Genomic DNA, 24,382 nt, shown 5'->3' with positions numbered 1-24,382 from the left:
ACCCTACGATCAATTTGGCGGTAACTTTGGTCAAAGATTAGGTTAAGAACTGGACTAGGGTCTTAACGAAAACTGAGTCATGAACCGCAGCGTAACCAAAGGCTGCATCAATGGCTTAACCAATGGCTTAACCAAAGGCTTCATCAATGGCTCAAAAATGGCTCAACAGAGTCGCCAGTGAGAAAACCGACGAGTTTAGATATAGCGGTCAGGGGTGAAAATCTGGTGAAAGCCCATCTTGGTTTGATGGTAAATCCGCCACGAGTAGGTAGCGAATGAGTAGCGTTAGATCCCTAAACCCTACGAAATGGTGCTAATCCTAAACTCAAGTTTTAGCCACAAAAGGTAGACTTTGATTTTTCTCTAGCTTTGACCAGAATTGCGCTGTTTTGGAGAAATTTTGGTTTTTCTGCTGAATCAGAGCACAAAAGTGCAACCTAAGCGGCGGCAGATACCGAAGGAGGTAAGCGATCGGGGCGGAATCCCAGGACGGCCAATTGCTGTTGGGCCGTGTGGGCGGCTCGTTCCCAAGTCCAGAGGCTGGCGGCTTCGGCCCGGGCGATCGCCCCGCGTTGTTGGGCCGCTTCCCGATCGTGATAAACCTGCCGCATCAAGGCCACCAGCGCATCCAAGTCCGGCTCAGCCCAGTGGCCCCAGTCCAAGTTGGGGTCAAAAAACTGCGGATCATTGACGGGAATTAGGTTTTTGACCGGAATCAGGTAAGCATTGCCCGGGTGAGCATAGGCCCGCAGGCCGCTCCAGTCCGTGACAATGCAGGGCAGTCCACAGGCCATGGCTTCCAAAATGGGCAATCCCCAAGCCTCGCCCCGGGTGGGCAACACAAAGGCATCGGCTTTTTGCAGAACTTGCACTAGGCCCGATCGCCCGGCTGGAGGGCTGGGCAAAATGCGATAGGCCTCGGCCCCCAGCAGTCGCGCGGCATAGTCGATCGATGCCTGGAGGTCAAAGTGGGGAATGTAGCCGTTGTGGGCGTGCAACACCAGTTCCACGGGATCTTGGGGTTCAAAGGCTTTGGCAAAGGCTTGGATCAGCAGATCGATCCCCTTGCGTCGTTCCCATTTGCCCACACAAAGGAACCGGAAGGGCCGCTGCCGCAAGTCGCGATTCAGGGCTGAGGGGCGGTGGGAATGGGGCTGAAAGACTTGGGGGTCAACCCCTTCCGGCACAACGGCCAGGCGCTGGGGGTCAAGCCCGGACTCGATCGCCACTTGGCGCTGCCAAAGGGACGGAACCCAAAGGTAATCGAACCGATCGAGCAATTGCTGAAATTTTTGATGAATGTGGGTGGTTTCCCACACAAACAGCCCAATTTGGCAGCAACCGGGAAAGGGCGGCATCGGCAACCCGGACACAATGACCAGGGTGGGGGCATTGGCCACCGGGCTGAGACCGGCCGCTAACAGTTCCGGCACGCCCCGTTCCCAGTCGGCCAGGGGCTGGGGAGGCTGCCAATCACAAAGGGAGATCGGCTCGATCGGGTGCAGTGCTCCCGCGAGCGATCGGGCATGGGTTCCCCAACCACCGGGGGCAAAAAAATAGCTCGCAAAATTCAACACAAGCGATCGCAGCAATGGTTGAGGACAAAAGACGCAGCTTGCTGCCTCGATCGGTTGGAATTAACTGGAATTAACAAACCTCAGAGGATGGCTGAAGCGACTGGGGGCACTGGTCAAGCCCTAACGGTCTTGGGATCAAGGGGCTTGATCGTCTTGGCTTTGTCGGTGGATGAGAGCCACAAGCAAGGTAGCCATTGCGGCTTTTCAGACATCCTCTCAGGCTATTTCAAGTGCATTCGCGCGATCGCCTCAATCCTATGGGGGTTCTCAACTGAACTCCATCAATTCTGTGCCAGTCTGTAACTGTCTACGCCAATTTTAATTGGTCAAAAATGAGGTTAATTCTAACAAATTGTTGCGACAAATCATGACGACAAATTCGTGAGATGACATGAAATCCATTAGATCTCTTTCACGAAAACCCCTTTTCTCAAGATCGGCTGATTAACGATCATTTTGTCGGTTAGGTTGAGGCACGAAACCCAACAACAGCAAAATTTTTAGTGATTGAGTTGGGTTTCGCAAAGCTCAACCCAACCGACTGGAGAGCCAAGCATTTGAGCGTTTTGTCAGTCAATCAGCAATCTTGGAGAGAGATTTAGGATCAGGATCGTGATTGATGCAAGAGGTCTATTGATGGGTGTGATAAAAACCGATCAGGTAAAGCAGATTTAAAATCCCCTAATTGCATCACTCATTCTAGATAGGTTATTTCGCTTCCATCCAGTTTTGACCCGCATGAACTTCTACCGCCAGGGGCACACTCAAGGTGACTGCTGACTCCATGGTTTCCTGAATAATTGGGCGCACAAAGTCCCACTCTTCCGGAGGCACTTCAAAAATCAATTCGTCATGCACTTGCAACAGTAAAGTCGCCTGGGTGGATTGCAACCGTTGATGAAGTTGAATCATGGCAATTTTGATGATATCGGCGCTGGAACCCTGAATGGGAGCGTTGGCCGCCGCCCGCAGCAATTGGGCATCATTTTGACCATTGACCCGCAACCGATCGAGGTCGATCGCCTGGGGATCGGAGCCGCGCAATTGATTCAACGAAGGACTCATGAATTGAAAATAGCGCCGTCGGCCCAGCAACGTATGCACATAGCCCAGGGCGATCGCCTCGCGCTGCATTTGTTGCAAATACTCAAAGACTTGGGGATAGCGCTGGTTAAAGCGATCGATAAATTCCTTGGCTTCCATGCGCGACACGCCCGCTTCTCGTGCAAACCGTTGCGCCCCCATGCCGTAAATCACCCCAAAGTTGATGATTTTTCCTAGCCGTCGTTCTTCGGGGGTAATGTCAGGGCGATCGAGCAATAATTGTGCGGTCAAAGCATGGACATCTCGCCCCGTTTGATAGGCCTCAATTAAAACCGGTTCCTGACTCAAATGGGCTAAGATTCTTAGCTCAATTTGGGAATAGTCTGCTGCGGCCAACAGCCAGCCCGCTTTGGGTAAAAAAGCCCGCCGAATTTGCCGACTAAAGGCCGTCCGAATCGGGATATTTTGCAGGTTGGGATTGGATGAAGAGAGGCGACCCGTGGCCGTCACCGTTTGATTAAAGTCCGTATGGACGCGATCGGTTTGGGGCGAAACCAACTGCGGCAGCGCATCCACATAGGTAGACTTCAGTTTGGCTAAGGTGCGATGCTCCACGATCGCTTCCACCACGGGATGATCATCCTTTAACTTTTCCAAGGTGGCGGCATCCGTGGAATAGCCAGTTTTAGTTTTGCGAGACTTTTTGGGATCAAGGCCCAATTTGCCAAATAACAATTCACTGAGTTGCTTAGGCGAACCTAAATTAAAAGTCTCTCCGGCCGCTGCGTAGGCCCGCTGTTCGATCGCCAATAGGTCTGTTTCTAATTGCTTAGAAAATTCCGCCAAATAGGCCGTGTCAATCCGAATGCCTCGCCCTTCCATGGCCGACAAAACCGGCTCAAGGGGCAGCTCCACCTGCTCAAAAAGTGGCAGCAAATCCTGCTCGCTAGACAGTTGTGATCGCAGGATATTGACCAAATGAAATGCACTATAAACATCCGTGCCGCAATAGTTAGCAACAGCAGCAATGCTCACCGCTGCAATGGTTTGTCCCTTCGGCACCAGATCTTGGTAGCTGGTGGCGCTGATGCCTAAATAGCGCAACCCCAAATCTGTTAAGTTATGGCTGGCTTCTGGATTCAGCACATAACTGGCAAGCATCGGGTCAAAAATCACCCCGGCCAGTTGAATTCCTTGGCTACGCAAAATTGCCCGATCGAACTTGGCATTTTGCAGCACCTTGGGATGGTTTTCGCTTTCCAAAATGGGTTTCAGTGCTTGCAACACCAGCGATCGATCGAGCTGTTTTCCCGTACTGTGTCCCACGGGAATATAAGCCACCGTGAATTGTTCCGCATTGCCATAGCAAACCCCAATTCCCACCAAGGCCGCTTTTCGGGGATCTAGGGCAGTGGTTTCTGTATCCCAAGCGGTGGGATAGTCACGGTTTTGGCAGCGCAACAGTGCGGCAACCAGCGCCTCCAATTGATCGGGCGTAGTGATAATTTCTGGGGTGAATTCGGCCGGTAGCGGTGGATTGGCCTTGAGCGCATCGGTCTCTTCGGCACTGAAAAACCAAGTATCTTCCGCTTCCGAGGCTGGAGCTAGGGAACCCCTAGATAATTGGGGCGATCGGCCCACAGAACTCGTTTCATTACCTGTCCCTTGCTCCGCTCCCAGCGTTAACTGACCATTGCCAAATCGAGCTTCCAAACGCTCAATTTGCTTCAGAAACTGATTCAGTTCTAGTTTTTCCAGCAGAGGGGTGAGGGCAGCGCGATCGAATCCGCTTAATTCACAGTCAGCTAATGTCAAATCCAAGGGCACATCACATTTAATTTGCGCCAGAAACTGAGAATGGTAAGCGGCCTCTCGATCGGCCTCTAATTTGCTCTTGACGGATTTTTTCAGAGAGTCTAATGCCTGATAAATCCCATCCAAGGACTCATACTCTTGCAGAAGCTGGGCAGCGGTTTTTTCGCCAATGCCTTTCACCCCCGGAATATTATCGGATTTATCACCGCAAAGGGCTTTGAAATCCACCACCTGATCCGGACGCACGCCCCATTTTTCCACCACTTGGGCTGCACGATATTCGCTGTAGCGAGAAGACTTCACATCACGCCCACCCAAGTGCAAAACGCTGATGCCTTGCTGGTCATTAATGAGTTGAAATAAGTCCCGATCGCCACTCAAGATTTTAACCCGATAGCCCGCCGCGATGCCCTGTTGGGTCATTGTCCCGATCGCGTCATCTGCTTCAAAACCTGGCGTTTTGACAATGGTTAAATTCAGCGCCACCAACAGAGTTTCGAGGTGTTGAATATCTTCAATAAACTCCACGGGAGTTTCCGGCCGCCCATCCTTGTAGGTCGCATCGGCTTCGTGGCGAAAGGTGGGCTGGCGAGTATCAAAAGCCAGGGCGATCGCTTGGGGTTTTTCAAGGGCGATCGTGTCCAATAGGGCCTTAATAAATCCGTAGCAAATGCTGGTGGGAATGCCAGTGGAAGTGCGCAGACCACCATCTCGTCCATTCACGAAGGCATAGAATGCTCGGAAAGCCAAGGAATGGCCATCTACCAAAAGCAAGGTCTTTGCGGAGTCGGTCATGGGGCGATTGCAGAATGCTCGCCCTCAGCATAGCAGCCCCTTTGCGCACCGGGCGATCGGGTAGCTCGCCCACTGCTTGGCCCCATTGGCAATAATAGAACTGATCAACCGTTTCAGGAGTTGTGAGCAATGATTGCGATCGCCCCGCTGGCTCCCACCCAACCCATCGGTGAAAAACGTGTGACGCTGCGTGGCCTAACTTGGCAAACTTACCAACAGGTTCTCCATGCCCTGCCGTTCCGTCGTTCTGCTCGCTTGACCTATGATCATGGAGTTTTAGAAATCACTATACCCTTGGAAGATCATGAATTTTCGATTCGTCTCATTGAGCGCTTCATCATCATCATGATCTTTGAGATGGGTCTGAAAATTAAAACAATGGGATCTACTCGGATTGAGCGTGAAGAACTTGATCGCAGCTCAGAACCTGATTGTGCTTACTACATTCAAAATCAAGCACGGGTTGCGGGTCGAAGAGTTGATTTTGCGGCTGATCCTCCGCCGGATCTGGTAGTTGAAGTGGATATCACCCACACGGATATTGACAAAAATCGGCTCTATGCTGCGATGGGCGTTCCAGAGCTGTGGCGATATAACGGCCGTGATTGGCGCATTTTTATGTTGGAAAATGGGGATTATCAAGAATCGGAATTTAGCCCCATTTTTCCTTGGGTGCAAAAAGCGTATTTATATCAATTTTTGGCAGAGGCTCAGCAAGATGAAATTGCTGCTGAACAAGCATTGCGCCAGTTGGTGCGTGATCACTTAGCCCAGTAAGCAATTTGGGCTGGGATTCCTTGGAAAATTCTGGAAAATTCATTCCTGAAGAATCAGGATCTGTGAGTCGCCGTCCCTGGGAAAAAGCGGTACGATCGAACCAGGGGCTTCTGGTGAAGTTAACCGGATTGGGATCCCGATTCGCAGAACAATATCCTAGAGATTTGCGTCCAGATCCCTAGTGCGCTTCGACGATGAAGCTGGATTGCACTGGGATCATTCTATCGACGACGGGGCTGAATCTCTGAAGTCAGCAACTGGGCTGGCAATTCCCCCAACGTCAATTTTGGGAGGTCAGAATCATGACTCAGCGAACTTTTCCTGACCGATTTCATTCTTGGGACGATGCGATCGACCTGAGGAAAATTGTGGTTGACAAGCGATCGCGGAAACGCTCGAATGCTGCCAAATCCCGCCGCCGCAATCGGCGATCAGAAAATGGACTATTGAGCAGCCAATTGCGCCACAGTTGGGAATCCATGGCCGACTGGGTTTAGGGTCAATTAGTTCAATGGTTCAAGAATTGCTCAAGGCAACTGCTCAAAGTTGAAATTGACCAGCTCCACCGGTCAGCTTTGTAAGAACTAATTGACGAAGAGAAGCCAAAGAGGACTTGATGAGGTCTAAAGCCAGTTTTAGGCTAGCCCTATCTGAAACACCGCCCAGCTCATGAGTCGTCTCCCGGTGATTGCCAATCCCACCCGCAAACCCTATCCCAGTGATTTGAGTGATGATGAGTGGGCGCTCTTCCAGCCACTCTCTCAGTTTTCCTAGAACGGATTCGCGCCCAACGAGCCAGCCCCCCGCCCGCGAACGCAAACCCGAGGCCACTCCGTGCCCCCGGCCGATCGGGGCGCTGTGGGTGGCGTGAACTGGCAAAACCTGGAGCTAACCCCTAAGCAACTTGATGAATTGCTTTTTTAATCGCTAATAACGCATGAAGTAATTAAAGAATTCATCATTGGTTCATGAAGTCTCGCGCGATCGCTCAAATCATCTATTTCTCAACTGGGAATGGATCCAGATAGCCAAATTTCGTTACAGATCCTCCTGCACCAAACCAACCTAGTGATGCAATGTCACAGATACAAAATTTTCGCTTGAAATGGTTTGGTCTCGTTTTCCATTCATGTTCGATTCTTTACAGAAACGCTTTAAATCAATTACGATTGATCGAGAAATCACAGCTTTTGGTTTCAATTGGAAGCGTTAATTTTAACCAAGTTTACCTCATAAATTTCTCAGTGCTATGGGGATAGTCAGAAAGATCCCTTGACGCTTAAAACTGTCGTCTTTATATAATGAACATGATTAAGCAAGATTGCTGATCATGCGCTCAAAACTCCCTACTCCGTCAGATCAGGATTTCACTTTATTTTTATGTATGGCTTAATTAACAGCGCCTTGCGGATGATGATGTGCGAGCAGTATGGCCAGGAGATTTGGAACGACATCATGGCCCATGCTCAGCTCTCGGAGGAGCATTTTTTTGTGATGAAGTCCTATCCCGACGACATCACCCATAACATTGTGCAAGCAGCGACCACTATTTTGGATATTTCTTCAACGGAATTGCTGCGCAAATTTGGTCACTATTGGGTGGGTTATACCAAAACGGCAGGTTACCGAGAAATCATGAATATGTGTGGTGATAACTTGGTGGATTTTTTGGGCAACTTGGATGATTTACACACAAGGCTAGGGGTGCAGTTTCCCGCGTTTCGTCCCCCGTCCTTTGACTGTGATCAGGTGGGCCATCACACGGTGGAATTACACTATCGATCGACTCGCCAAGGGTTGGCTCCCATGGTGGAAGGTTTGATTCAAGGGCTGGGCGATCGCTTCGATACGGAAGTGGAAATTACCCAAATTGCCGATCGTACTCAGGGTGATGAATGCGATACCTTCCTCATCCATTACACCACTGATTAGGGTTATGGATCAGTTGCCCTTACCCCAATTCAGCCTTTCAGCAGAGTTGCTGGTGCAGCTCTTTCCGTTCCATCTGGCCCTCAATCATCAACTGCAAATTGTTCAGGCGGGGCAAGCACTCGATCGAATCTATCCCCACCCCTTGAGGGGACGCTTATTTGCAGATCATTTTTCGATCAACCGTCCTCGCATGTCTATTAGCATTGAGGACTTTCTTAAAAAAAGACAATCCCTTTTTCTGCTGGAGTCTCGAGATTTATCTTTGGTTTTAAAGGGGCAGATGGTGGATTTGTTGGAATCAGAAATTTTTCTTTTTCTGTGCTCACCATCCGCGATCGATGCTCAAAAATTAACAGATATAGGAATTCAACTGAAGGATTTTCCGCTTCATGATGTAACACCGGATCTAGTGTTCTTACAACAAACAACACAGATGTCTGTGAAACAGGTGGAGAATCTCAATCAGCAGTTGATTACTAGTCAAGAGCAGTTAAAAGATGCTTTATCAATTCAGGAGCATTTGCGATTTAAGGCAGAAAAACAGGCACGTCAACTTGAGCAACAACTGAAGGAGTTGAAAGAAACACAAATTCAACTTGTACAGTCCGAAAAAATGTCCACTCTGGGGCAAATGATTTCAGGCATTGTTCATGAAATCAACAATCCTTTACATTTTATTCACGGCAACTTGGATCATTGTCTCAATTATGTTCAGGATTTGCTAGAGGCTTGTCAAATTTTGTTAAAAGCCTCTCCCCGAGCAAGAGAGTGGCACGAGATATCTCATGCCCATTCTTCTAAAAGTTGGCTGAATGAATCAATGTTAGATCAAAATATTAAAGATCTAAATCCTGAAGAGCAAAATACTGATTGTGTCCATTCTTTTGATGCTACTGCGGCTTTAGCCGGTTTGGACTTGGAGAATTTGGCTTTTGCTTTGAATGATTTTCCGAAGGTGCTTCAGTCCATGCGAATTGGGAGTCAGCGAATTCGTGAAATTGTGGAAGGATTGCGCCAATTTTCGCGATTGGATGCCAGTGCGCTCGATTGGTTTGATATTCACGAAGGTATTGATAACACATTGATGATTCTGAGGAGCCGACTCGCTAAGGCTAAGGTTTCATCGGGCATTGAAATTATTAAAAACTATGGCAATGTGCCACTCGTTTCTTGCTATGGGGGACAGATTAATCAGGTTTTTATGAATATTTTGGCGAATGCGATCGATGCCCTTGAAGATCATAATCAGGCCTGTGAATTGCCGGCGCGATCGGGCCCAAAACGGGAACCACCCCGAATTTGGATTGAAACAGTTTTGACTAATCCTGAATGGTTGCGTATCTCGATTCGTGACAATGGGTGCGGAATGCCAAGGGATATTCAGTCGAAGCTGTTTGAGCCATTTTTCACAACAAAGTCCGCCCATCGGGGCACGGGTCTGGGCATGTCAATTAGCTACAAAATTGTGACGGAGCGCCACGGGGGCCGGCTGCGCTGCACCTCGGAACCCTGCAAGGGCACGGAATTTGTAATTGAACTGCCGATCGAGCCGGCCCAACTGCAAGGCAAGAGCGCGGTTTAGGAATAACCCCAGAATTGAGAATTGAGAGAGCCGGTCGATACTGGCTGAGAAATCGCTGAGAAATCGCTGGGAAATTGGCGCAGCATGGCTCAGGAAAGCACCTCCGCAGGAGACTGGGCCCCTGGCCGACGACGTGGGGCGATCGCATGGCGGCTGACCGCATAAAAATCGGCAGCTTGGCTCATGGTGTAGCTCAGCCACTGAGGATCGCCGATCGGGATGGGGCGATCGGGCAAGGTGGGTTCACCCGGCAGGCACGATCGCACTTGGGCAGCCACAGCCCGCGCCAACAGGGGCGGCACTGAGTTACCAATTTGCCGCATTCCATGCCATTTCGTGCCGTGGAAACAGAACCAGTCGGGGTAGGAGTGGAGGCGGGCCGCTTCGCGCACAGTGATGCAACGCCCTTGGATGGGGTGAATGGGCCGGGGTGAGGTGAACGCACCGCGATTGCTGGGGGTTCCGGCCCGTAGGGTGTTGCAAATGCCTTCGGGATGCAGTTTTAAAAAGCGACTGATCCGATCGACTTCGCCGGGGGGCGTGGTTTGAAACCGGGCAATTGAGGCGGCGCTGTGGTCGGTACGCAAACAACCGGACAGGCCCGATCGAGGCGATCGACGGGGATGGCTGAAATCAGCGGGATCCCGCAATGCGCCCCGTAACCAGCGGGCATAGTCGCCGGGGGGATCGGCCAGTTGGCCCAAGTCCAACCAATCACTCGATCGCAGTTCGGGATATTGATCCACGTCGGGCAAATCCCCGATCGCCCCGGCCACGGTGGGGCAAATGGGCAAATGGGCCAGAGTTCGATCGCGCTTGGCACTTTTGCAAACCGGCGGGCGACGGGTTTGGGGCGCTGGATAGCTGGGCAGCGGCCAGCCCGATCGGGCCCCCAACAAAAACAAACGTTGGCGATCCTGCGGCACGCCGTAATGGGCCGCATTCAAAACCTGATAGTTGGCTTCCACTTGGTAGCCAAAATCGGCAAATAAATCAATTAATTCGCTCAAAAACGCCCGATGTTTGCCCAGGGTCATGCCCCGCACATTTTCAATCATAAAATACTTGGGCCGCAGCTCATTCACCAACCGAGCAAAGTGGAACATCAAGGCATTTCGCGGATCATCAAAGGCCCGCTTTCCCATCATGGAAAATCCCTGGCAGGGCGGCCCCCCAAACAGCACATCAATTTCCAGCTCTGGTTCTTCTAGCCCTAGGTGGCTGGTCGGCGCTGAATCACGAACCCGTTCGGAATCACTCGGGCGATCGCCCCGCAACACCGCCGCCAATTGCTGCCGAATTTCCGCCCCCGTCACCTCCGCCGCACTCCGACAAAGCACCGCCCCCTGCGGAAAGTTGTACTGATGGGTTAAACAGTGAATCGGGTCAATTTCTACCGCCACCGCCACATCAAACCCCGCCATCTCGAACCCTAAGGACATCCCTCCGGCTCCGGCAAACAGGTCAACGGCGATCGGGCGGCGGGAAACGGTCACGGCAAGGGGGTCAACTTTCAGCAACAGCGGTCAAGCGACCCATATGGTAGCGGAATTCCGAGCGATTGATCGATCCACTGCCCCTACCCTTTCTTGGGCGATCGGGTAACAAACTTATTACTCAGTCAATTTTGTGGATATTTAATCTATCTGATCAGCAACTCTTGGCCCCTGAGTCACCCAACCTGAATAACTTGATGAATAGCTTCGACTACACCAACAATGAAATCCACAGCTTCGCTCACTTGCATTTCATAAATCGGCCAACGTTCGCCAATTTCAAGTGTTGGATTAGCTCTGGTAGGTTGAGTTGAGGGACGAGACCTAACAGCCACAAAGTTGACGCAGATCGAGTTGAGTTTCGCGCGGCTCAACCCAACCTACAGGGCTACAATTGGGGAAGACTTATCGCACTTGTCGATCGCATTGCTTCAGCAGTTGGTGCAACACTCCCAACAACTCAGCCGGGTTACGGTTGGAATAGAGACCAGTTTCATAAACCTGACCGGACGAATCGAGCCGATAAAACCGCCAGCCGTCGCCATTGGTGACAATTCCCAACACTTCAAGGGTTTGATCGCCATTGCAATCTTGGCAAGCTTTCATTTCCACTAAGCATTGGGCTAATCCCTGCTCGAAGTCGTCTTTTTTGGCTTCGACAATGCACAAAAAAGGTGCGGCTACATAGTCTCGGCGCTCCGTGATTAAATAATCGACATTGCCGGTGACTTGTGTCGTTTCCAGCTTAACGCCTTTCCAAATTTTGAGATTTTCTAGATCGGTAATTGCTTCTTCGCAAAATGCATCAATAATCAGTTCTTTGGATTTTTCACAGTAGCGCAGATCAAAATGGGCCTGTAGGCGGCGGAGGCGTTCTTGAAAGAATGTGCTAGGCGATCGAGGTTGGCTTTCGAGTTCCCAGGGCTTGAGTTCTTTCAAGTTGAGATATTGATAGGCTTCTTTTAGGTTAAATCTGGAGAAGTTTTTGCGTTTTTTAATCATTGAATTGGATCGCTGGACTCCAGATCTATTGATCATTATCGATCATGGCGAAATGGTCGATCGACTTGCTTCTGGATTACAGGGCGATCGCACCGGATGCCAGGGAGCAAAGCCAAGCCAGTAGGTTGGGTGGAGGGACGAAACCCAACGTCCACAAGGTTGACATGGATTGAGTTAGGTTTAGCATGGCTCAACCCAACCTACAGGGCTACAATCGGGGGAGACACAACAGTGAGAGTCTGAACCCATGAGCCTGGAAGTCGCCCAACAACGAATTGCTGCTGCCTTGGCTGAGGGTGCAACCTCTTTGGATTTGAGCGAGTTGGGCTTAACGGAATTACCCGTTGAATTATTTGCATTAAGGCACCTAGAAGAACTCAATTTATTTGATAATCAAATTTCGACAATTCCTGATCAGCTCTTTGATCTAATAAGTCTCAAGATTCTTAGGCTAGATCAAAATAAGCTCACGGAAGTCTCATCAAAAATTCAATCTCTCATTGCTTTAGAGCGACTAGATCTAGACAAAAACCAACTAACGAGCTTTCCTGAGTCGATAACCAGACTGCAAAACCTGCAAGCACTCGATCTCGACAACAACCAACTAACGAGCATTCCAGAGGCGATCACCCAACTACAAAACCTGCAACAACTCTGGCTCTCCGACAACCAACTGACGAGCATTCCAGAGGCGATCGCCCAACTGCAAAACCTGCAAAAACTCTGGCTTGAAAATAACCAACTGACGAGCATTCCTGAGGCGATTGCCCAACTACAAAACCTGCAAACACTCTCGCTCTCCAATAACCAACTAACGAGCATTCCTGAGGCGATCACCCAACTGCAAAACCTGCAAAGGCTCGATCTTGACAACAACCAACTAACGAGCATTCCCAAGTCGATCACCCAACTGCAAAACCTGCAACAACTCTATCTCTACAACAACCAACTAACGAGCATTCCTGAGGCGATCGCCCAATTGGAAAACCTGCAAATACTCTTGCTCTCCGACAACCAACTGACGAGCATTCCTGAGGCGATCGCCCAATTGGAAAACCTGCAAATACTCTTGCTCAACAACAACCAGCTGACGAGCATTCCTGAGGTGATCGCTCGACTGCAAAACCTGCAAGAACTCCATCTCTACAACAACCAACTAAAGAGCATTCCTGAATCAATTGCTCAACTGCAAAACCTGCAGATGTTCTTGCTCCACAACAACCATCTAGCCAATATTCCAGAGGTGATCGCCCAACTGCAAAACCTTCAAACACTCACGCTCGACAACAACCAGCTGACGAGCATTCCTGAGGCGATCACCCAACTGCAAAACCTGCAAATACTTTGGCTCTCTTTCAACCAACTGACGAGCATTCCTGAGTGGCTCGATCATTTGCCTAAACTTCGAGAAGAGCCTGCGGAAGCGCGGCAAAAGCAGAGTTCCAATCTGAATTTGCAAGGGAATCAGATTCAAGAAATCCCGTTAAAGCTAGTTCCTTTTTTGAAAGGTGTTTATAACGTTGCGATCGATCAGAATCCCTACTCTGCCTATCCGCCCGAAATTGTCGAGCAAGGGCAGCAAGCGATCTTTGATTATCTCGATGAACGGATTGAAGGCTACGAACAAAAATGGGTTTCTAAACTGCTCGTCGTTGGTCAAGGCGGTGCAGGCAAAACCGCCCTGTTGAATGCCCTGCGTGGCCAAGCATTTGTCCCCACAGACACCACTCACGGCATGGCGATCGCCCCCTTGGAACTCGCCCACCCCACCCGCGCCGATGTGACCATGACCCTGAATGCTTGGGACTTTGGCGGCCAGGAAATTTATCACGCCACTCACCAGTTTTTTATGAGCGAGCGATCGCTCTTTGTGGTGGTTTGGAGCGCCCGATCGGGCCATGAAGAAGGCAAGCTCGACTATTGGTTAAACACAATCACCACCCTCGCCCCCAACGCCCCGATCGTCCTGGTGGCCAGCCACACCGATCAACATGTAGCCGCCTTCCCCGATCGCGCCTTCCGGGAAAAATACCCGCAAATCCAGGCGATCGCCGCCGTCAGCAACCGCACCAACGACGGCATCGACGACCTTCGTACCACCTTGGCCCAGCTCGCCGCCGACCTGCCCCTAATGGGCGAAACCTGGCCCGCCACTTGGTTGCGCGCCGCCGACAGCCTGGCCGAGCTGCCCGACCCCTACATCGGCCCCAAAGCGTTTTATCGTCACTTGGCCGCCGCCGGAGTCGCCGAAACTAGCCGCCCCGTGTTGGCCCGCTGGCTGCATGAGCTGGGGCAAATTTTGTTTTTTCAAGATCGCCCCGCCAACAGCGATTTAGACTTAAGTGATTTGGTGATTTTGCAACCGGCTTGGGCCAGCCAAACCATCAGCCGCGTGATTGACGATCGGGAAGTCGAACAAAAACGCGGCATCTTTACCCACTGCTGCATGGAGCGGCTGTGGTGCGACCTCGATCGCCATGTGTGCGACCACCTGTTGCGGCTGATGGAACGGTTTGACCTGTCCTATCGACTGCTGGACGATCGCGACGCGGATCGATCGCTCGTGGTGGAGCGCGTGCCCCACAATCCCCCGCCCTACGAAACCGATTGGGACGCGCTCGCCGACGGGCCGCAAATCGCCTTTCGCTATCACCTCAACTTCGTGCCGCCGGGAATTCCCACTTGGTTCATTGCCCGCCAATCGCGGTTCAGCATCGATCGCCACTGGCGCTACGGAGCCTTGTTTGCCTACGACGATGGCGGCGTGCGTCACCTGGCCCTGTTGGACTTGCCCCTGGGTGAGCGATCGTTGCGGCTGACGGTGCGCGGCCCCCACCCCCAGAATTTTTGTACGTTGCTGCACGACGGGATTACGCAACTGCTGGCGGAACGGTTTCCGGGGCTGCAAGTTACGCCCAAGGTGCTTTGTCCGGGCCACAACGGCCAGCCCTGCACGCACGAATTCGACTATCAGCAGTTGCGAACCCGCAAAAAACCGCAGATTGAATGTCCGAGTGCGGAAGAAGATTTGGTGGTCGATCGCTTGCTTTATGGGATCGATCGCCGCACCGAACCGCAGGTGTTGCAACGGATTGAATCCCTCACCGAAACGGTACTGAAAAACCAAGCGGAAACGCGATCGGAATTGCAATCTTTGCGCGAGCAAACCAGTCGGGAATTCACCAAACAATTCGCCGCTGACCAAAGCAAAGTCGATCGCTGCTGTCCGACGATTTTTACGATTCAACCCGGCTCCGGTGGCGGTCGGTTCAGCAGCCTCAAGCAAGCGGTGTTGGGGCAAAAACTGGAATTGCAGCTCTATTGTGAGCATCCCGGCTGTTGCCATCCCGTGGAGCAATGCCGTTACGAGCTCACCGACGGGGCCCGCTGGCTCAAAAGTCTCAGCCCCCACCTGAACAAACTGGTGACGCTGCTGAAGGTGGTGGCTCCCTTGGCCGGCCCCACGGCGGGACTGACGGCGGCGATCGACAACGAACGCTGGAAAGCCGGCCTGGAATTCACCAAAGAGCTAGCCGGCCAGTTGCCGCACCTGTCGATCGCCGATCTCGACCCGGACTTGGCCGAGGGCGATCGGGGCCGGTTCGATCGCCTAGCCGAAGACCCGATCGCCGCCGACGATCGCCAACTCTGGGCCCTGCGCCAATTCCTGAAAGACCGCGAACCCGACTTCGAGCGATCGGGCCTGGGCAAGGGCGAACTGCAACTGGTGCTCACCCCGGAATATCACTACCTGTGGCTCTGCCCGGAACACCGCGAACCCTATCGCGGCCGGGAAACCTACCCCCACGCCACCTTCAATCCCTTCTCGTTGGATGAAACCAGCGAACGGGCGATCGGTCTGTAGACATTTGGGCGGGCGATCGCTCGGGAGCAAGGGGTTTAAACCCCTTGTCTGATCACGGTTTCACCCCCAATCGTAGGGGCGTACCGCCGTACGCCCTCCGCCAGGGTTGATCGCTTGAAACAAATTGGTTCTCGAAGATCTCGCGTATCGGAGGGCGCATGGCGATGCGCCCCTACGGGATCTATGCCCGCACCTCATAGGGCACTGGATCGGTTAGGCCCAACTCTGCAAAGGCCGCCAGCCGCAACCGACAAGAATCGCAGCGCCCACAGGAGCGATCGCCCCCCGCATAACAAGACCACGTATCCGCCCAAGGCACCCCCAACCGATTGCCCAGCTCGATGATGTCCGTTTTGCGCAGCTCCACCAACGGCGCGATGATTTCGATCGGCTGGCCCTCCCGACCCTGGCGCGTGCCCAACTGAAACACGGACTGCATCGCCGCCAAATAGTCCGGTCGGCAGTCAGGATAGCCGGAATAGTCCAGGGCATTCACGCCGATATAAACCCGTTGCGCGTCGATCGCCTCCGCGTAGGCCAGGGCAAAGCTCAAAAAGATCGTGTTGCGGGCCGGCACATAGGTGATCGGAATTTCCGTCGCCATGCCGTCCAAGGGCCGATCGCTCGGCAAATCAAGCTGGTTATCCGTTAGCGCCGAGCCACCCCATTGGGTTAGGTCAAACCGCACCACTTGATGGGCCACCACGCCGGCCGCTTGGGCGATCGCCACAGCCGCTTGCAGTTCCCGACGGTGGCGCTGCTGATAATCAAAAGACAGGGCGTAGCAGTCGCACCCATCGGCCTTGGCTTGATAGAGCACCGTGGATGAGTCCAAACCACCGGAGAGCAACACAACGGCTTTGGGCGGTTGGCACTGGGGCGATCGGGCAGAGGGCGTTGGGGCGGCTTCCGGAGTTCCAGGCGGTACGACGGTCATGGGTCAAGAATTCTTGCGAAAATCCACCCTATGGTAGGATGTGGCCGGCCGACGCTGGCGGCATCACTCCTCGCCCCATTGCCCCTTCACTGCTGCTGTTAAACGCGCGTGCAATCCCGTAGCGAATCGCTCGATGCTCAAATTCGGCCTGCCCTCGCCCGGCCGAGCCACCATCCCATCCGCGTTGGCGCGATCGGGGTCGGCAACATGGGACAACACCACGCCCGGATCCTGAGCTTGCTTAAGGATGCCGAATTGGTGGGAATTTCAGATCTGAATGTGGAACGGGGGCTGGAATTGGCCAGCAAATACCGCGTTCGGTTTTTTGAAGACTACAAAGATATGCTGCCCCTGGTGGACGCGGTGTGCATCGCGGTTCCCACCAAGCTGCACTACACCGTGGGCATGGATTGCCTGCGGGCCGGGGTGCATGTGCTCATGGAAAAACCGATCGCCGCCAGCATCATTGAAGCGGAGGCCCTGGTGAATGCGGCGGCCGAACGTCAATGCATTTTGCTGGTGGGACATATTGAGCGATTTAACCCCACGTTTCAAGAATGCTTCAACGTTCTGAAAACGGAGCGGGTGTTAGCGCTCGAGGCCCATCGCATGAGTCCCCACGCCGATCGCGCCAATGATGTGTCGGTGGTGTTGGACTTGATGATCCATGACATTGATTTGATTTTGGAAATTGCCAACTCCTCGGTGGTGCGTCTGTCGGCCAGCGGCAGCCGGGCCGCTTCCGGCCAGTTGGACTATGTGACGGCAACCCTGGGCTTTGCGAATGGGATTGTAGCCACCCTAACGGCCAGCAAGGTAACACACCGCAAAATTCGCCGGATTGCCGCCCATTGCCAAGATTCGTTGGTGGAGGCGGATTTCTTGGCGCGCCAAATTTTGGTTCATCGCAAAACCTCCAGCTATCCGGCGGGCGATCGCGCCAGTCAGGCTTGTTATCGGCTGGATGGGTCGATCGAGTCAGTGGCGATCGGGAACACGGAGCCGCTCCATGCGGAATTGGAGCATTTTGTGAACTGTGTGCGGGGCGAGATGCAACCCTCGATCGGCGGCGAACAGGCCCTAAAGGCCCTGAAAATTGCCAGCGCGATCGAGCAAATGGCCCTGGACGAACCCTTGGGCAAAGGCGACGATCGGTGGGGTTAATCAACCGTTAGACCATCGATCATCACCTTCTAGAACGGGCCAAGCGGCCCAATTTGCCCATGAAGTCTTGGCGTGATCCGTTGGCTCGGATTGATCGGCTTGATTGGTTTGATCGGTTTGATCGGCCCAATCAACTGAACCGGCTTGTTAACCGGCGATCGCTGCTCACCCGTTGGTTTCCGGCTGGTTTGGCTTGGTCTTTCACCAGCGGTTGGGCCAAGCACAGTCAAGCCGCCAGCGGGCGATCGCCCATGGGCCTGTTGTATTGGATGCCCTATGACAATGACTTGGCTCCCGCTGGCCCCAAAATTCTCCGTTGGCTAACTGAGGCGACCCGCCGCAATCCAACCTTAACCCTTGCAGTGCAGGCGGACTTGCCTGAATCGGGGAAGATGATGCGGGCGGTGTTGGGGCCCCTAGCCACCGATCGCAGTGTGGTTGAGCAGAGTCCCGAAGTGACTTGGATCGACAGTGACAACAGCGCCGATCCCCAAAATTTTGCGGAATATTTGCGTTGGGCCGTGAAGCGATTTCCGGTTGAGCATTGGGCACTTGTGATTTTGGGCCATGGCGGCCGGCTAGATCAGATCAGCCCCGATGACCAACCCAACCACCATCTGGATCCCCATCCCAGCAGTCCCCAAGGTGATCACGTCCGATCCTGGCTGACCCTGGCGGATTTGACCACAGCCCTGAAAGAGTTTCAGATTCGCACCAATGATGGGCTAGAGCTATTGTTTTTGCAAAATTGCAATCGATCGACTCTGGAAATTCTCGCCAGCCTTGCACCCCATGCCCATTGGATTTTGGCATCCCAAAAACTACTGGGAGAACCCAACGCTTACTATGATCGCTTTTGTGACTGGCTAGCCCAAAACCCAACTGCAAACGGCCAGGACGCGGCCCGGGCGATTGTCCGGTATGAGTCACCAGCAATGTATCGCAGCTACTCGATCATTAATAGCCAAGCCTTTCGAGAGCTGCCATCCGTGCTGAATCCACTGATCGATCGCTTCCTGGATGCTTCGGTCACATCATCCTTGTCGCCCCTGGGCTACGATCGGCTGCGGCCCTATGTCTACTTCAACGAGGCCTACACCGACGCGCGCGAATTTTTTCAACTCCTAAGCAATCAGGTTCCCCAAGCCCGCACCGCCCATGCCGCCCTAGAGCGCTGGTTCGACCGGGCGATCGAACTGCACCGCAGCCCCCAAGCCCCGCCCAACAGCGGCCTGGGTGTCGGCCTCTGGTTGCCCCAAACCCGCACCGAGCTACAACAACGCCAAGATTTATCCCTGTATCGGCAAACTCGTTTAGCCCAGTGCCTAGAAACCAGTCTGTTTTCTCGATAAGCTGAGCTTTCTATGCCAGTTTGGACAAAGTTGCGTCAAGATTGAGCTTCCAGCCTTCCTTTTGGTGTGTCGTTTGGCCTAGAACCATGTCCGAGCCTTCTGTGGCAGTCCAGCCGTTCTACCAGCGCGATCGATGCACCCTTTACCAGGGCGATTGCCTTGAAATTTTGCCCCTGTTCCCGGCCAATAGTGTGGATCTAATTTTCGCTGATCCGCCCTATAACCTGTCTAATAACGGGTTCACCTGTCATGGCGGCCGGGCTGTCAGTGTCAATAAAGGCGATTGGGATCGCAGCAATGGCATTGAACAGGATTTTGAATTTCACCGTGCTTGGATTCAGGAATGTCGGCGGATCTTGAAACCCAATGGCACGATTTGGATTTCAGGAACCTATCACAATATCTACGCCTGTGGCTTTGCACTGCAATGTTTGGATTTTCATGTTTTGAACGAGATTTGTTGGTATAAACCCAACGCTAGTCCCAACTTATCCTGTCGCTTTTTTACGGCCAGCCATGAAACCCTAATTTGGGCCCGCAAAAGCAAAAAGGGAAAACATGTCTTTAACTATGAAGCCATGAAGCTGGGAGATTTTCCCCGCGATCCCCTCAAGCTTTCTGGCCGACAAATGCGAAGTGTTTGGTCAATTCCCACCCCACCGGCTTCGGAGAAATTGCAAGGCAAACATCCCACCCAAAAGCCTCTGGATTTACTCGATCGGATCATTTCTGCCAGCACCAATCCGGGAGATCTGGTGCTCGATCCCTTCAGCGGCAGCGGCACAACGGGACTTTCAGCCCTACGAGTCGATCGCGTCTTTATCGGCATTGAAAAAGAAGCGGCCTATCTGCAATTGGCAGTCGATCGCTTCACCACCGCCCCTCTCCCAGGCTCCGAGACCAGCGAGGACAATCATGTTTTGGCCAACGGCAAATCCAGTTCTCAACCGGGCCAACAACCCAGCCATCAACCCGATAACCAAACCAACAGCAAGGCCAGCAGCAAGGCCAACAACTCAGCCAGCAGTCAAACCAAAACCGGCAGTCAACCGGCTGGAGCATCAGTCATGGAGCCAAGCAACTCCCCATCGAGCTATCCCAGTCCCCCGAACCATCCAAACCATTAAGAAACCAGGCGATCGAGATTTGTTCAGCTTGATTCGACAGACCCAGTGCGACAATTGAAGATCGCTTTTCTGGATCGGCTAGAGAGAGCAAAACCCCATGTCTGACAATTTCCGCAGCCAACAGATCACCAGCGGTGTGCAGCGATCGCCCAACCGCGCCATGCTCCGTGCAGTGGGCTTTGGTGACAATGACTTCAGCAAACCGATCGTCGGCATCGCCAGCGCCTACAGCACCATCACCCCTTGCAACATGGGCATTGCCACCCTGGCCGACAGCGCCATGGCTGCGGCCCGCGAAGCTGGCGTGATGCCCCAAATTTTCGGCACGATCACCATCAGTGACGGGATTTCCATGGGCACTGAAGGGATGAAATATTCCCTGGTGTCGCGGGATGTAATTGCCGACTCGATCGAAACCGTCTGCAACGGCCAAAGTCTGGATGGCATCCTGGCGATCGGCGGTTGCGATAAAAACATGCCCGGAGCCATGATCGCCATGGCCCGATTGGATATTCCCGCCATCTTTGTCTATGGCGGCACGATCAAGCCCGGCCATCTGCACGGGGAAGATCTGACCGTCGTCAGCGCCTTTGAAGCCGTGGGCCAATTCAGCGCTGGCAAAATTGACGAAGCCCGGCTGATGGCCGTGGAACACAACGCCTGTCCCGGTGCGGGTTCCTGCGGCGGCATGTACACCGCCAACACCATGTCCAGCGCCTACGAGGCCATGGGCATGAGCCTGCCCTACTCCTCAACCATGGCCGCCGAGGATGATGAAAAGAACGCCAGCGCGGCCGAGTCTGCTCGCGTGTTGGCCGAAGCGATCAGAGCACGGCGCACACCGAAGCAAATTTTGACCCGCAAGGCCTTTGAAAACGCCATTGCCGTGATCATGGCCGTGGGTGGTTCCACCAACTCAGTGTTGCACCTGCTGGCGATCGCCAACACGATCGGGGTGCCCCTCACCCTGGACGACTTTGAAGAAATTCGCGCCCGCGTGCCCGTTTTCTGCGACCTGAAGCCCAGCGGCCGCTATGTGGCCACCGACTTGCACAAGGCCGGCGGCATCCCCCAAGTGATGAAAATTTTGCTGAATCAGGGGCTGCTGCATGGGGATTGCTTGACAATCACCGGCAAGACGATCGCGGAAACCCTGGCAGACATCCCCGACGAACCGCGCCCCGACCAAGATGTCATCCGTCCCTTCGACAAGCCCCTTTATCAACAGGGGCACTTGGCCATTCTGAAGGGCAACCTGGCCAGCGAAGGTTCCGTGGCTAAAATCAGCGGCGTGAAGAATCCCGTGATCACCGGCCCGGCAAGGGTGTTTGAGTCGGAAGAGGATTGCTTAAAGGCGATCCTGGCAAATCAAATCAACCCCGGTGATGTGGTGGTGATTCGCTACGAAGGGCCCAAGGGCGGCCCCGGAATGCGAGAAATGTTGGCTCCGACAGCAGCGATCATCGGTGCGGGTCTGGGCGACTCGGTGGGGCTGATCACCGATGGGCGCTTCTCGGGTGGAACCTATGGCATGGTGGTGGGTCACGTGGCTCCCGAAGCGGCCGTGGGTGGCACGATCGCTCTGGTGCAAGAGGGTGACAGCATCACGATCGATGCTCCGAACCGCAAGCTGCAACTGAATGTGTCCGATGAGGAACTGGCGGCCCGCCGGGCCAACTGGCAACCGCCGGAACCGCGCTACAAACGAGGCACGTTGGCGAAATATGCCAAGTTGGTCTCTTCCAGCAGCCTGGGAGCCGTGACGGATTTGAACTTGCTGTAGGGTTTGGGGCTGGGTCAAGTCAGCAATTCAGCTCAGTAATTCAGCGCGACCCAATCCACCCAGTTATTTCCGATCGTTATTCAGATCCGCATTTCGATCCGCAAAACCCCGCTCGATCGCGACTCGATCGAGCGGGGTTTTTGTAGACCGCATCGCGAATTAATTGCGAGTTGGGCTACTGGGGGTCACGCTAGCACCGCCTTGGTCGTTTTGTTCCAATCGCTGCTGGCGCTGGCGCAAAAATTCATTGGCAGCGTTGTCAATCCGTCCCGACTGTTGTTGATTGAAATCATCCAGGGTTTGCCCCGGGGCCAACATGATGTTGCGAATCAAGTCTTGGGCAGAAACGCCGGAGCCTTGAAACACTTCATTGGGGCGCACATCACCGGACGACCCATTGGTATTTGGGTCACCCAGAGCCGAGGATTGGGCGATCGCGGGGTTACTGCCCAAGGCTAGGATGCTCAGGACGGTGACAATTGAGGATCCCGACAACCAGGCGATCGAGGGAGCGATCGAGGGATGGCTCATGATTCGGCTAACTCCAATTCAGGGATATTAACGGGTTCGTTAGAATGCACCAGCAAATCGGACAGGGGAACCGCAAATAGCGAATCCTGTTGAGGATTACCGGAAGTGGCGCGAGCAACCATGGGCGATCGGGACTGGTTTTTTTCATAGCCCACCAACAGCAGAGGTATACCCCCCACATCGCCAATCACCCGCCTTTCACTGTGAGGCAGAAAGTCCACCTTCGGTTCCCAGTAGTTGCGATTAACGATGTTGTCGCGACGACCGGAACCCGCCGACTCCGATCGCGGTGGATGGGTTGATGCCAATAGGCTAGCGTCTTCGATCGCATCTTGGCTGAGGTCAAGGCCAGGACGATGGAGTTCCAAGGTCTGTCGCAGCCGGCCGCTGGTTTGGGCCAAGAGGGGCCCCCGCCGCTCCAACAACAGGGACATGGTTTTGCGATCGGTCTCTAGGGTTCCGGCATCGGTCAAACTCGCAAAAATCTCCGCCGACTCTTGCCCCAACTCCAACAGGAGGAGCAACCAATCTGGCAAGTTCGCCATTGCGCCGGCCGCTTCGCAATATTGTTGCAACCATTCCGAGGCATGGAGGTAAGCGTATTCCCCCAGCATCGTGCGTCCATAGGGGGATGCTAAAAAGCAATCCAGCTTGTCTTTTAAATTTTGCTCCATGCCACGCCTAGCCTGCTCCTGCGATCCAGTGCCCTATGCCATCCGCCGTTGCAGCAATGGCCGCACAAGCCCGATCGCCACCAAATCAAAAATGAATAGAACCCCGAGGGCCATACCAAAACTAACCGATCCAAAAGGCGCTTGCATGACAATGCTGCTAAAACTCCAGTCCGGATGCAGATAAAGGTAGCGAATGGGTTCGATCGCGTAGCTCAAGGGATTCAACACCGCCACCCACTGCAACCAACCGGGCATGAACGACAGGGGAGCCAAGGCCGTGCTGGCAAAGAGCAGGGGCAAGTTGGTGATAAAAATGGCGGCAATTAATTCCACGTGGCCCGGCAGCGCAAAGGCCAGACCCAAGCTGAGGGAAGTGACCCCCGCCACCAACAGCAGCACGATCGCCCCGACCACGGCCAGCCCAGCCACCCCCGGCAGTCCAGCCCCCAAAACAGCCGCCGCAATCACGATCGCCACGGTTTGGATCAAGGCCAGCAAGCCAATATACAGGGCCGAGGCGGTGATGATCGAAAAGCGCGACACCAAGGGAGCCACCAACAGCCGATTCAGGAAGCCAAATTCCCGATCGAACATCACCGGCAAGCCCGCATTCAGCGCCCCGCTAAAGGCAGCAAAGGCGATCGTCCCCGCCCCCAAAAACTGCCCATAGCCCACATGATCGCCAAACAAATCGGCCGGGACATTTTGGAACAGGGCCCCAAACAACACCAACCACATCAGGGGCTGAATAGTGCCGGCCACCAAGGTCACCGGCCGCCGTTGCAGTTGAATTAACAACCGCCGCAGCAGGGCCGCCGTTTCTTGCCAAAATTCCGCCAGGGGCGAGGGTTCCAGGGCGGGCGATCGGGTGGGACTGTCCGTGGGCAAAGTCGTGCTCATGAGGCTTAGGGGAATCTCGAGGGTAGGGG

16 protein-coding genes and 2 pseudogenes are annotated in these 24,382 nt (G+C 53.6%); 10 read left to right on the top strand and 8 right to left on the bottom strand.

Annotated features, from left to right (window positions below):
• Window positions 1-437: 437 nt before the first annotated feature.
• Window positions 438-1,592 carry a glycosyltransferase family 4 protein gene (locus tag VPK24_RS00175; RefSeq protein WP_393009648.1) on the bottom strand — a complete coding sequence of 385 codons (1,155 nt, stop codon included), beginning with the start codon at window positions 1,590-1,592 and terminating at the stop codon, window positions 438-440.
• A gap of 693 nt (window positions 1,593-2,285) precedes the next feature.
• Window positions 2,286-5,231 (bottom strand): DNA polymerase I, encoded by a 2,946-nt coding sequence (gene polA / locus VPK24_RS00170; RefSeq protein WP_393009646.1) that lies wholly within the window; start codon window positions 5,229-5,231, stop codon window positions 2,286-2,288.
• 129 nt (window positions 5,232-5,360) lie between these two features.
• Between polA and VPK24_RS00165 the strand changes: the two genes are divergently transcribed.
• From VPK24_RS00165 to VPK24_RS00145, 5 genes and pseudogenes are all read left to right on the top strand, one after another.
• Window positions 5,361-6,008: a Uma2 family endonuclease gene (locus VPK24_RS00165; RefSeq protein ID WP_393009644.1), complete on the top strand. Its 648-nt coding sequence runs from the start codon at window positions 5,361-5,363 to the stop codon at window positions 6,006-6,008.
• 302 nt (window positions 6,009-6,310) lie between these two features.
• Entirely contained in the window at window positions 6,311-6,505 is a 195-nt protein-coding gene (locus tag VPK24_RS00160) for a hypothetical protein (protein ID WP_099535395.1), read from the top strand.
• 172 nt (window positions 6,506-6,677) lie between these two features.
• Window positions 6,678-6,767 (top strand): annotated as a pseudogene (locus VPK24_RS00155) (IS5/IS1182 family transposase); the annotation flags it as partial.
• 621 nt (window positions 6,768-7,388) lie between these two features.
• Window positions 7,389-7,940, top strand: coding sequence for a heme NO-binding domain-containing protein (locus tag VPK24_RS00150; RefSeq protein ID WP_393009642.1), 552 nt, complete (start codon window positions 7,389-7,391; stop codon window positions 7,938-7,940).
• Between the two features lie 4 nt (window positions 7,941-7,944).
• Window positions 7,945-9,522, top strand: coding sequence for an ATP-binding protein (locus VPK24_RS00145; RefSeq protein WP_393009640.1), 1,578 nt, complete (start codon window positions 7,945-7,947; stop codon window positions 9,520-9,522).
• 89 nt (window positions 9,523-9,611) lie between these two features.
• Here VPK24_RS00145 and VPK24_RS00140 read toward each other — a convergent pair whose 3' ends face one another.
• The gene (locus VPK24_RS00140; RefSeq protein WP_393009638.1) at window positions 9,612-11,018 is read right to left on the bottom strand and encodes a DNA cytosine methyltransferase; all 1,407 of its coding nucleotides are present in this window, start codon (window positions 11,016-11,018) and stop codon (window positions 9,612-9,614) included.
• 405 nt (window positions 11,019-11,423) lie between these two features.
• A complete protein-coding gene (locus VPK24_RS00135; protein WP_393009636.1) occupies window positions 11,424-12,020 on the bottom strand; it encodes a hypothetical protein in 597 nt (198 codons plus the stop codon).
• A 247-nt stretch (window positions 12,021-12,267) separates the two neighbouring features.
• Between VPK24_RS00135 and VPK24_RS00130 the strand changes: the two genes are divergently transcribed.
• Window positions 12,268-15,885 carry a leucine-rich repeat domain-containing protein gene (locus VPK24_RS00130; protein WP_393009634.1) on the top strand — a complete coding sequence of 1,206 codons (3,618 nt, stop codon included), beginning with the start codon at window positions 12,268-12,270 and terminating at the stop codon, window positions 15,883-15,885.
• A gap of 181 nt (window positions 15,886-16,066) precedes the next feature.
• Here VPK24_RS00130 and queC read toward each other — a convergent pair whose 3' ends face one another.
• Window positions 16,067-16,822 carry a 7-cyano-7-deazaguanine synthase QueC gene (gene queC, locus VPK24_RS00125; protein ID WP_393009632.1) on the bottom strand — a complete coding sequence of 252 codons (756 nt, stop codon included), beginning with the start codon at window positions 16,820-16,822 and terminating at the stop codon, window positions 16,067-16,069.
• A 141-nt stretch (window positions 16,823-16,963) separates the two neighbouring features.
• Here queC and VPK24_RS00120 point away from each other — a divergent pair, with 141 nt between their 5' ends.
• The 4 genes and pseudogenes from VPK24_RS00120 (at window position 16,964) to ilvD (ending at window position 22,248) form a co-directional block, all read left to right on the top strand.
• Window positions 16,964-17,986 (top strand): Gfo/Idh/MocA family protein, encoded by a 1,023-nt coding sequence (locus VPK24_RS00120; protein WP_255407512.1) that lies wholly within the window; start codon window positions 16,964-16,966, stop codon window positions 17,984-17,986.
• Window positions 17,987-18,045: 59 nt separating this feature from the next.
• Window positions 18,046-19,338 (top strand): clostripain-related cysteine peptidase, encoded by a 1,293-nt coding sequence (locus VPK24_RS00115; protein ID WP_393009630.1) that lies wholly within the window; start codon window positions 18,046-18,048, stop codon window positions 19,336-19,338.
• 86 nt (window positions 19,339-19,424) lie between these two features.
• A pseudogene (locus VPK24_RS00110) lies at window positions 19,425-20,207 on the top strand (DNA-methyltransferase); the annotation flags it as partial.
• A gap of 355 nt (window positions 20,208-20,562) precedes the next feature.
• On the top strand, window positions 20,563-22,248 hold the full coding sequence (gene ilvD / locus VPK24_RS00105) for a dihydroxy-acid dehydratase (protein WP_393009628.1): 1,686 nt from the start codon (window positions 20,563-20,565) through the stop codon (window positions 22,246-22,248).
• Between the two features lie 159 nt (window positions 22,249-22,407).
• Here the strand turns inward: ilvD and VPK24_RS00100 are convergent, their stop codons facing one another.
• From VPK24_RS00100 to VPK24_RS00090, 3 genes are read right to left on the bottom strand one after another with little or no spacing between them, the layout of a single operon-like run.
• A complete protein-coding gene (locus tag VPK24_RS00100) occupies window positions 22,408-22,779 on the bottom strand; it encodes a hypothetical protein (RefSeq protein WP_393009626.1) in 372 nt (123 codons plus the stop codon).
• Window positions 22,776-23,453, bottom strand: a complete 678-nt coding sequence (locus VPK24_RS00095) for a hypothetical protein (protein WP_393009624.1) — start codon at window positions 23,451-23,453, stop codon at window positions 22,776-22,778. The genes VPK24_RS00100 and VPK24_RS00095 overlap by 4 nt, the downstream gene beginning before the upstream one ends.
• Before the next feature lie 33 nt (window positions 23,454-23,486).
• Window positions 23,487-24,353: an ABC transporter permease gene (locus VPK24_RS00090; RefSeq protein ID WP_190353379.1), complete on the bottom strand. Its 867-nt coding sequence runs from the start codon at window positions 24,351-24,353 to the stop codon at window positions 23,487-23,489.
• Window positions 24,354-24,382: the final 29 nt, after the last annotated feature.

It is taken from the genome of Limnothrix redekei LRLZ20PSL1 (assembly GCF_043235035.1).
GTDB lineage: Bacteria > Cyanobacteriota > Cyanobacteriia > CACIAM-69d > CACIAM-69d > CACIAM-69d.
This window is presented reverse-complemented; position numbering and strand designations above follow the sequence as displayed.

Coding starts and splice junctions, on each gene's coding strand:
- polA (WP_393009646.1), bottom strand. CDS start 5,231: ATGACCGACTCCGCAAAGACCTTGCTTTTGGTAGATGGCCATTCCTTG.
- VPK24_RS00165 (WP_393009644.1), top strand. CDS start 5,361: ATGATTGCGATCGCCCCGCTGGCTCCCACCCAACCCATCGGTGAAAAA.
- VPK24_RS00160 (WP_099535395.1), top strand. CDS start 6,311: ATGACTCAGCGAACTTTTCCTGACCGATTTCATTCTTGGGACGATGCG.
- VPK24_RS00150 (WP_393009642.1), top strand. CDS start 7,389: ATGTATGGCTTAATTAACAGCGCCTTGCGGATGATGATGTGCGAGCAG.
- VPK24_RS00145 (WP_393009640.1), top strand. CDS start 7,945: ATGGATCAGTTGCCCTTACCCCAATTCAGCCTTTCAGCAGAGTTGCTG.
- VPK24_RS00135 (WP_393009636.1), bottom strand. CDS start 12,020: ATGATTAAAAAACGCAAAAACTTCTCCAGATTTAACCTAAAAGAAGCC.
- VPK24_RS00130 (WP_393009634.1), top strand. CDS start 12,268: ATGAGCCTGGAAGTCGCCCAACAACGAATTGCTGCTGCCTTGGCTGAG.
- queC (WP_393009632.1), bottom strand. CDS start 16,822: ATGACCGTCGTACCGCCTGGAACTCCGGAAGCCGCCCCAACGCCCTCT.
- VPK24_RS00115 (WP_393009630.1), top strand. CDS start 18,046: ATGAAGTCTTGGCGTGATCCGTTGGCTCGGATTGATCGGCTTGATTGG.
- ilvD (WP_393009628.1), top strand. CDS start 20,563: ATGTCTGACAATTTCCGCAGCCAACAGATCACCAGCGGTGTGCAGCGA.
- VPK24_RS00100 (WP_393009626.1), bottom strand. CDS start 22,779: ATGAGCCATCCCTCGATCGCTCCCTCGATCGCCTGGTTGTCGGGATCC.
- VPK24_RS00095 (WP_393009624.1), bottom strand. CDS start 23,453: ATGGAGCAAAATTTAAAAGACAAGCTGGATTGCTTTTTAGCATCCCCC.
- VPK24_RS00090 (WP_190353379.1), bottom strand. CDS start 24,353: ATGAGCACGACTTTGCCCACGGACAGTCCCACCCGATCGCCCGCCCTG.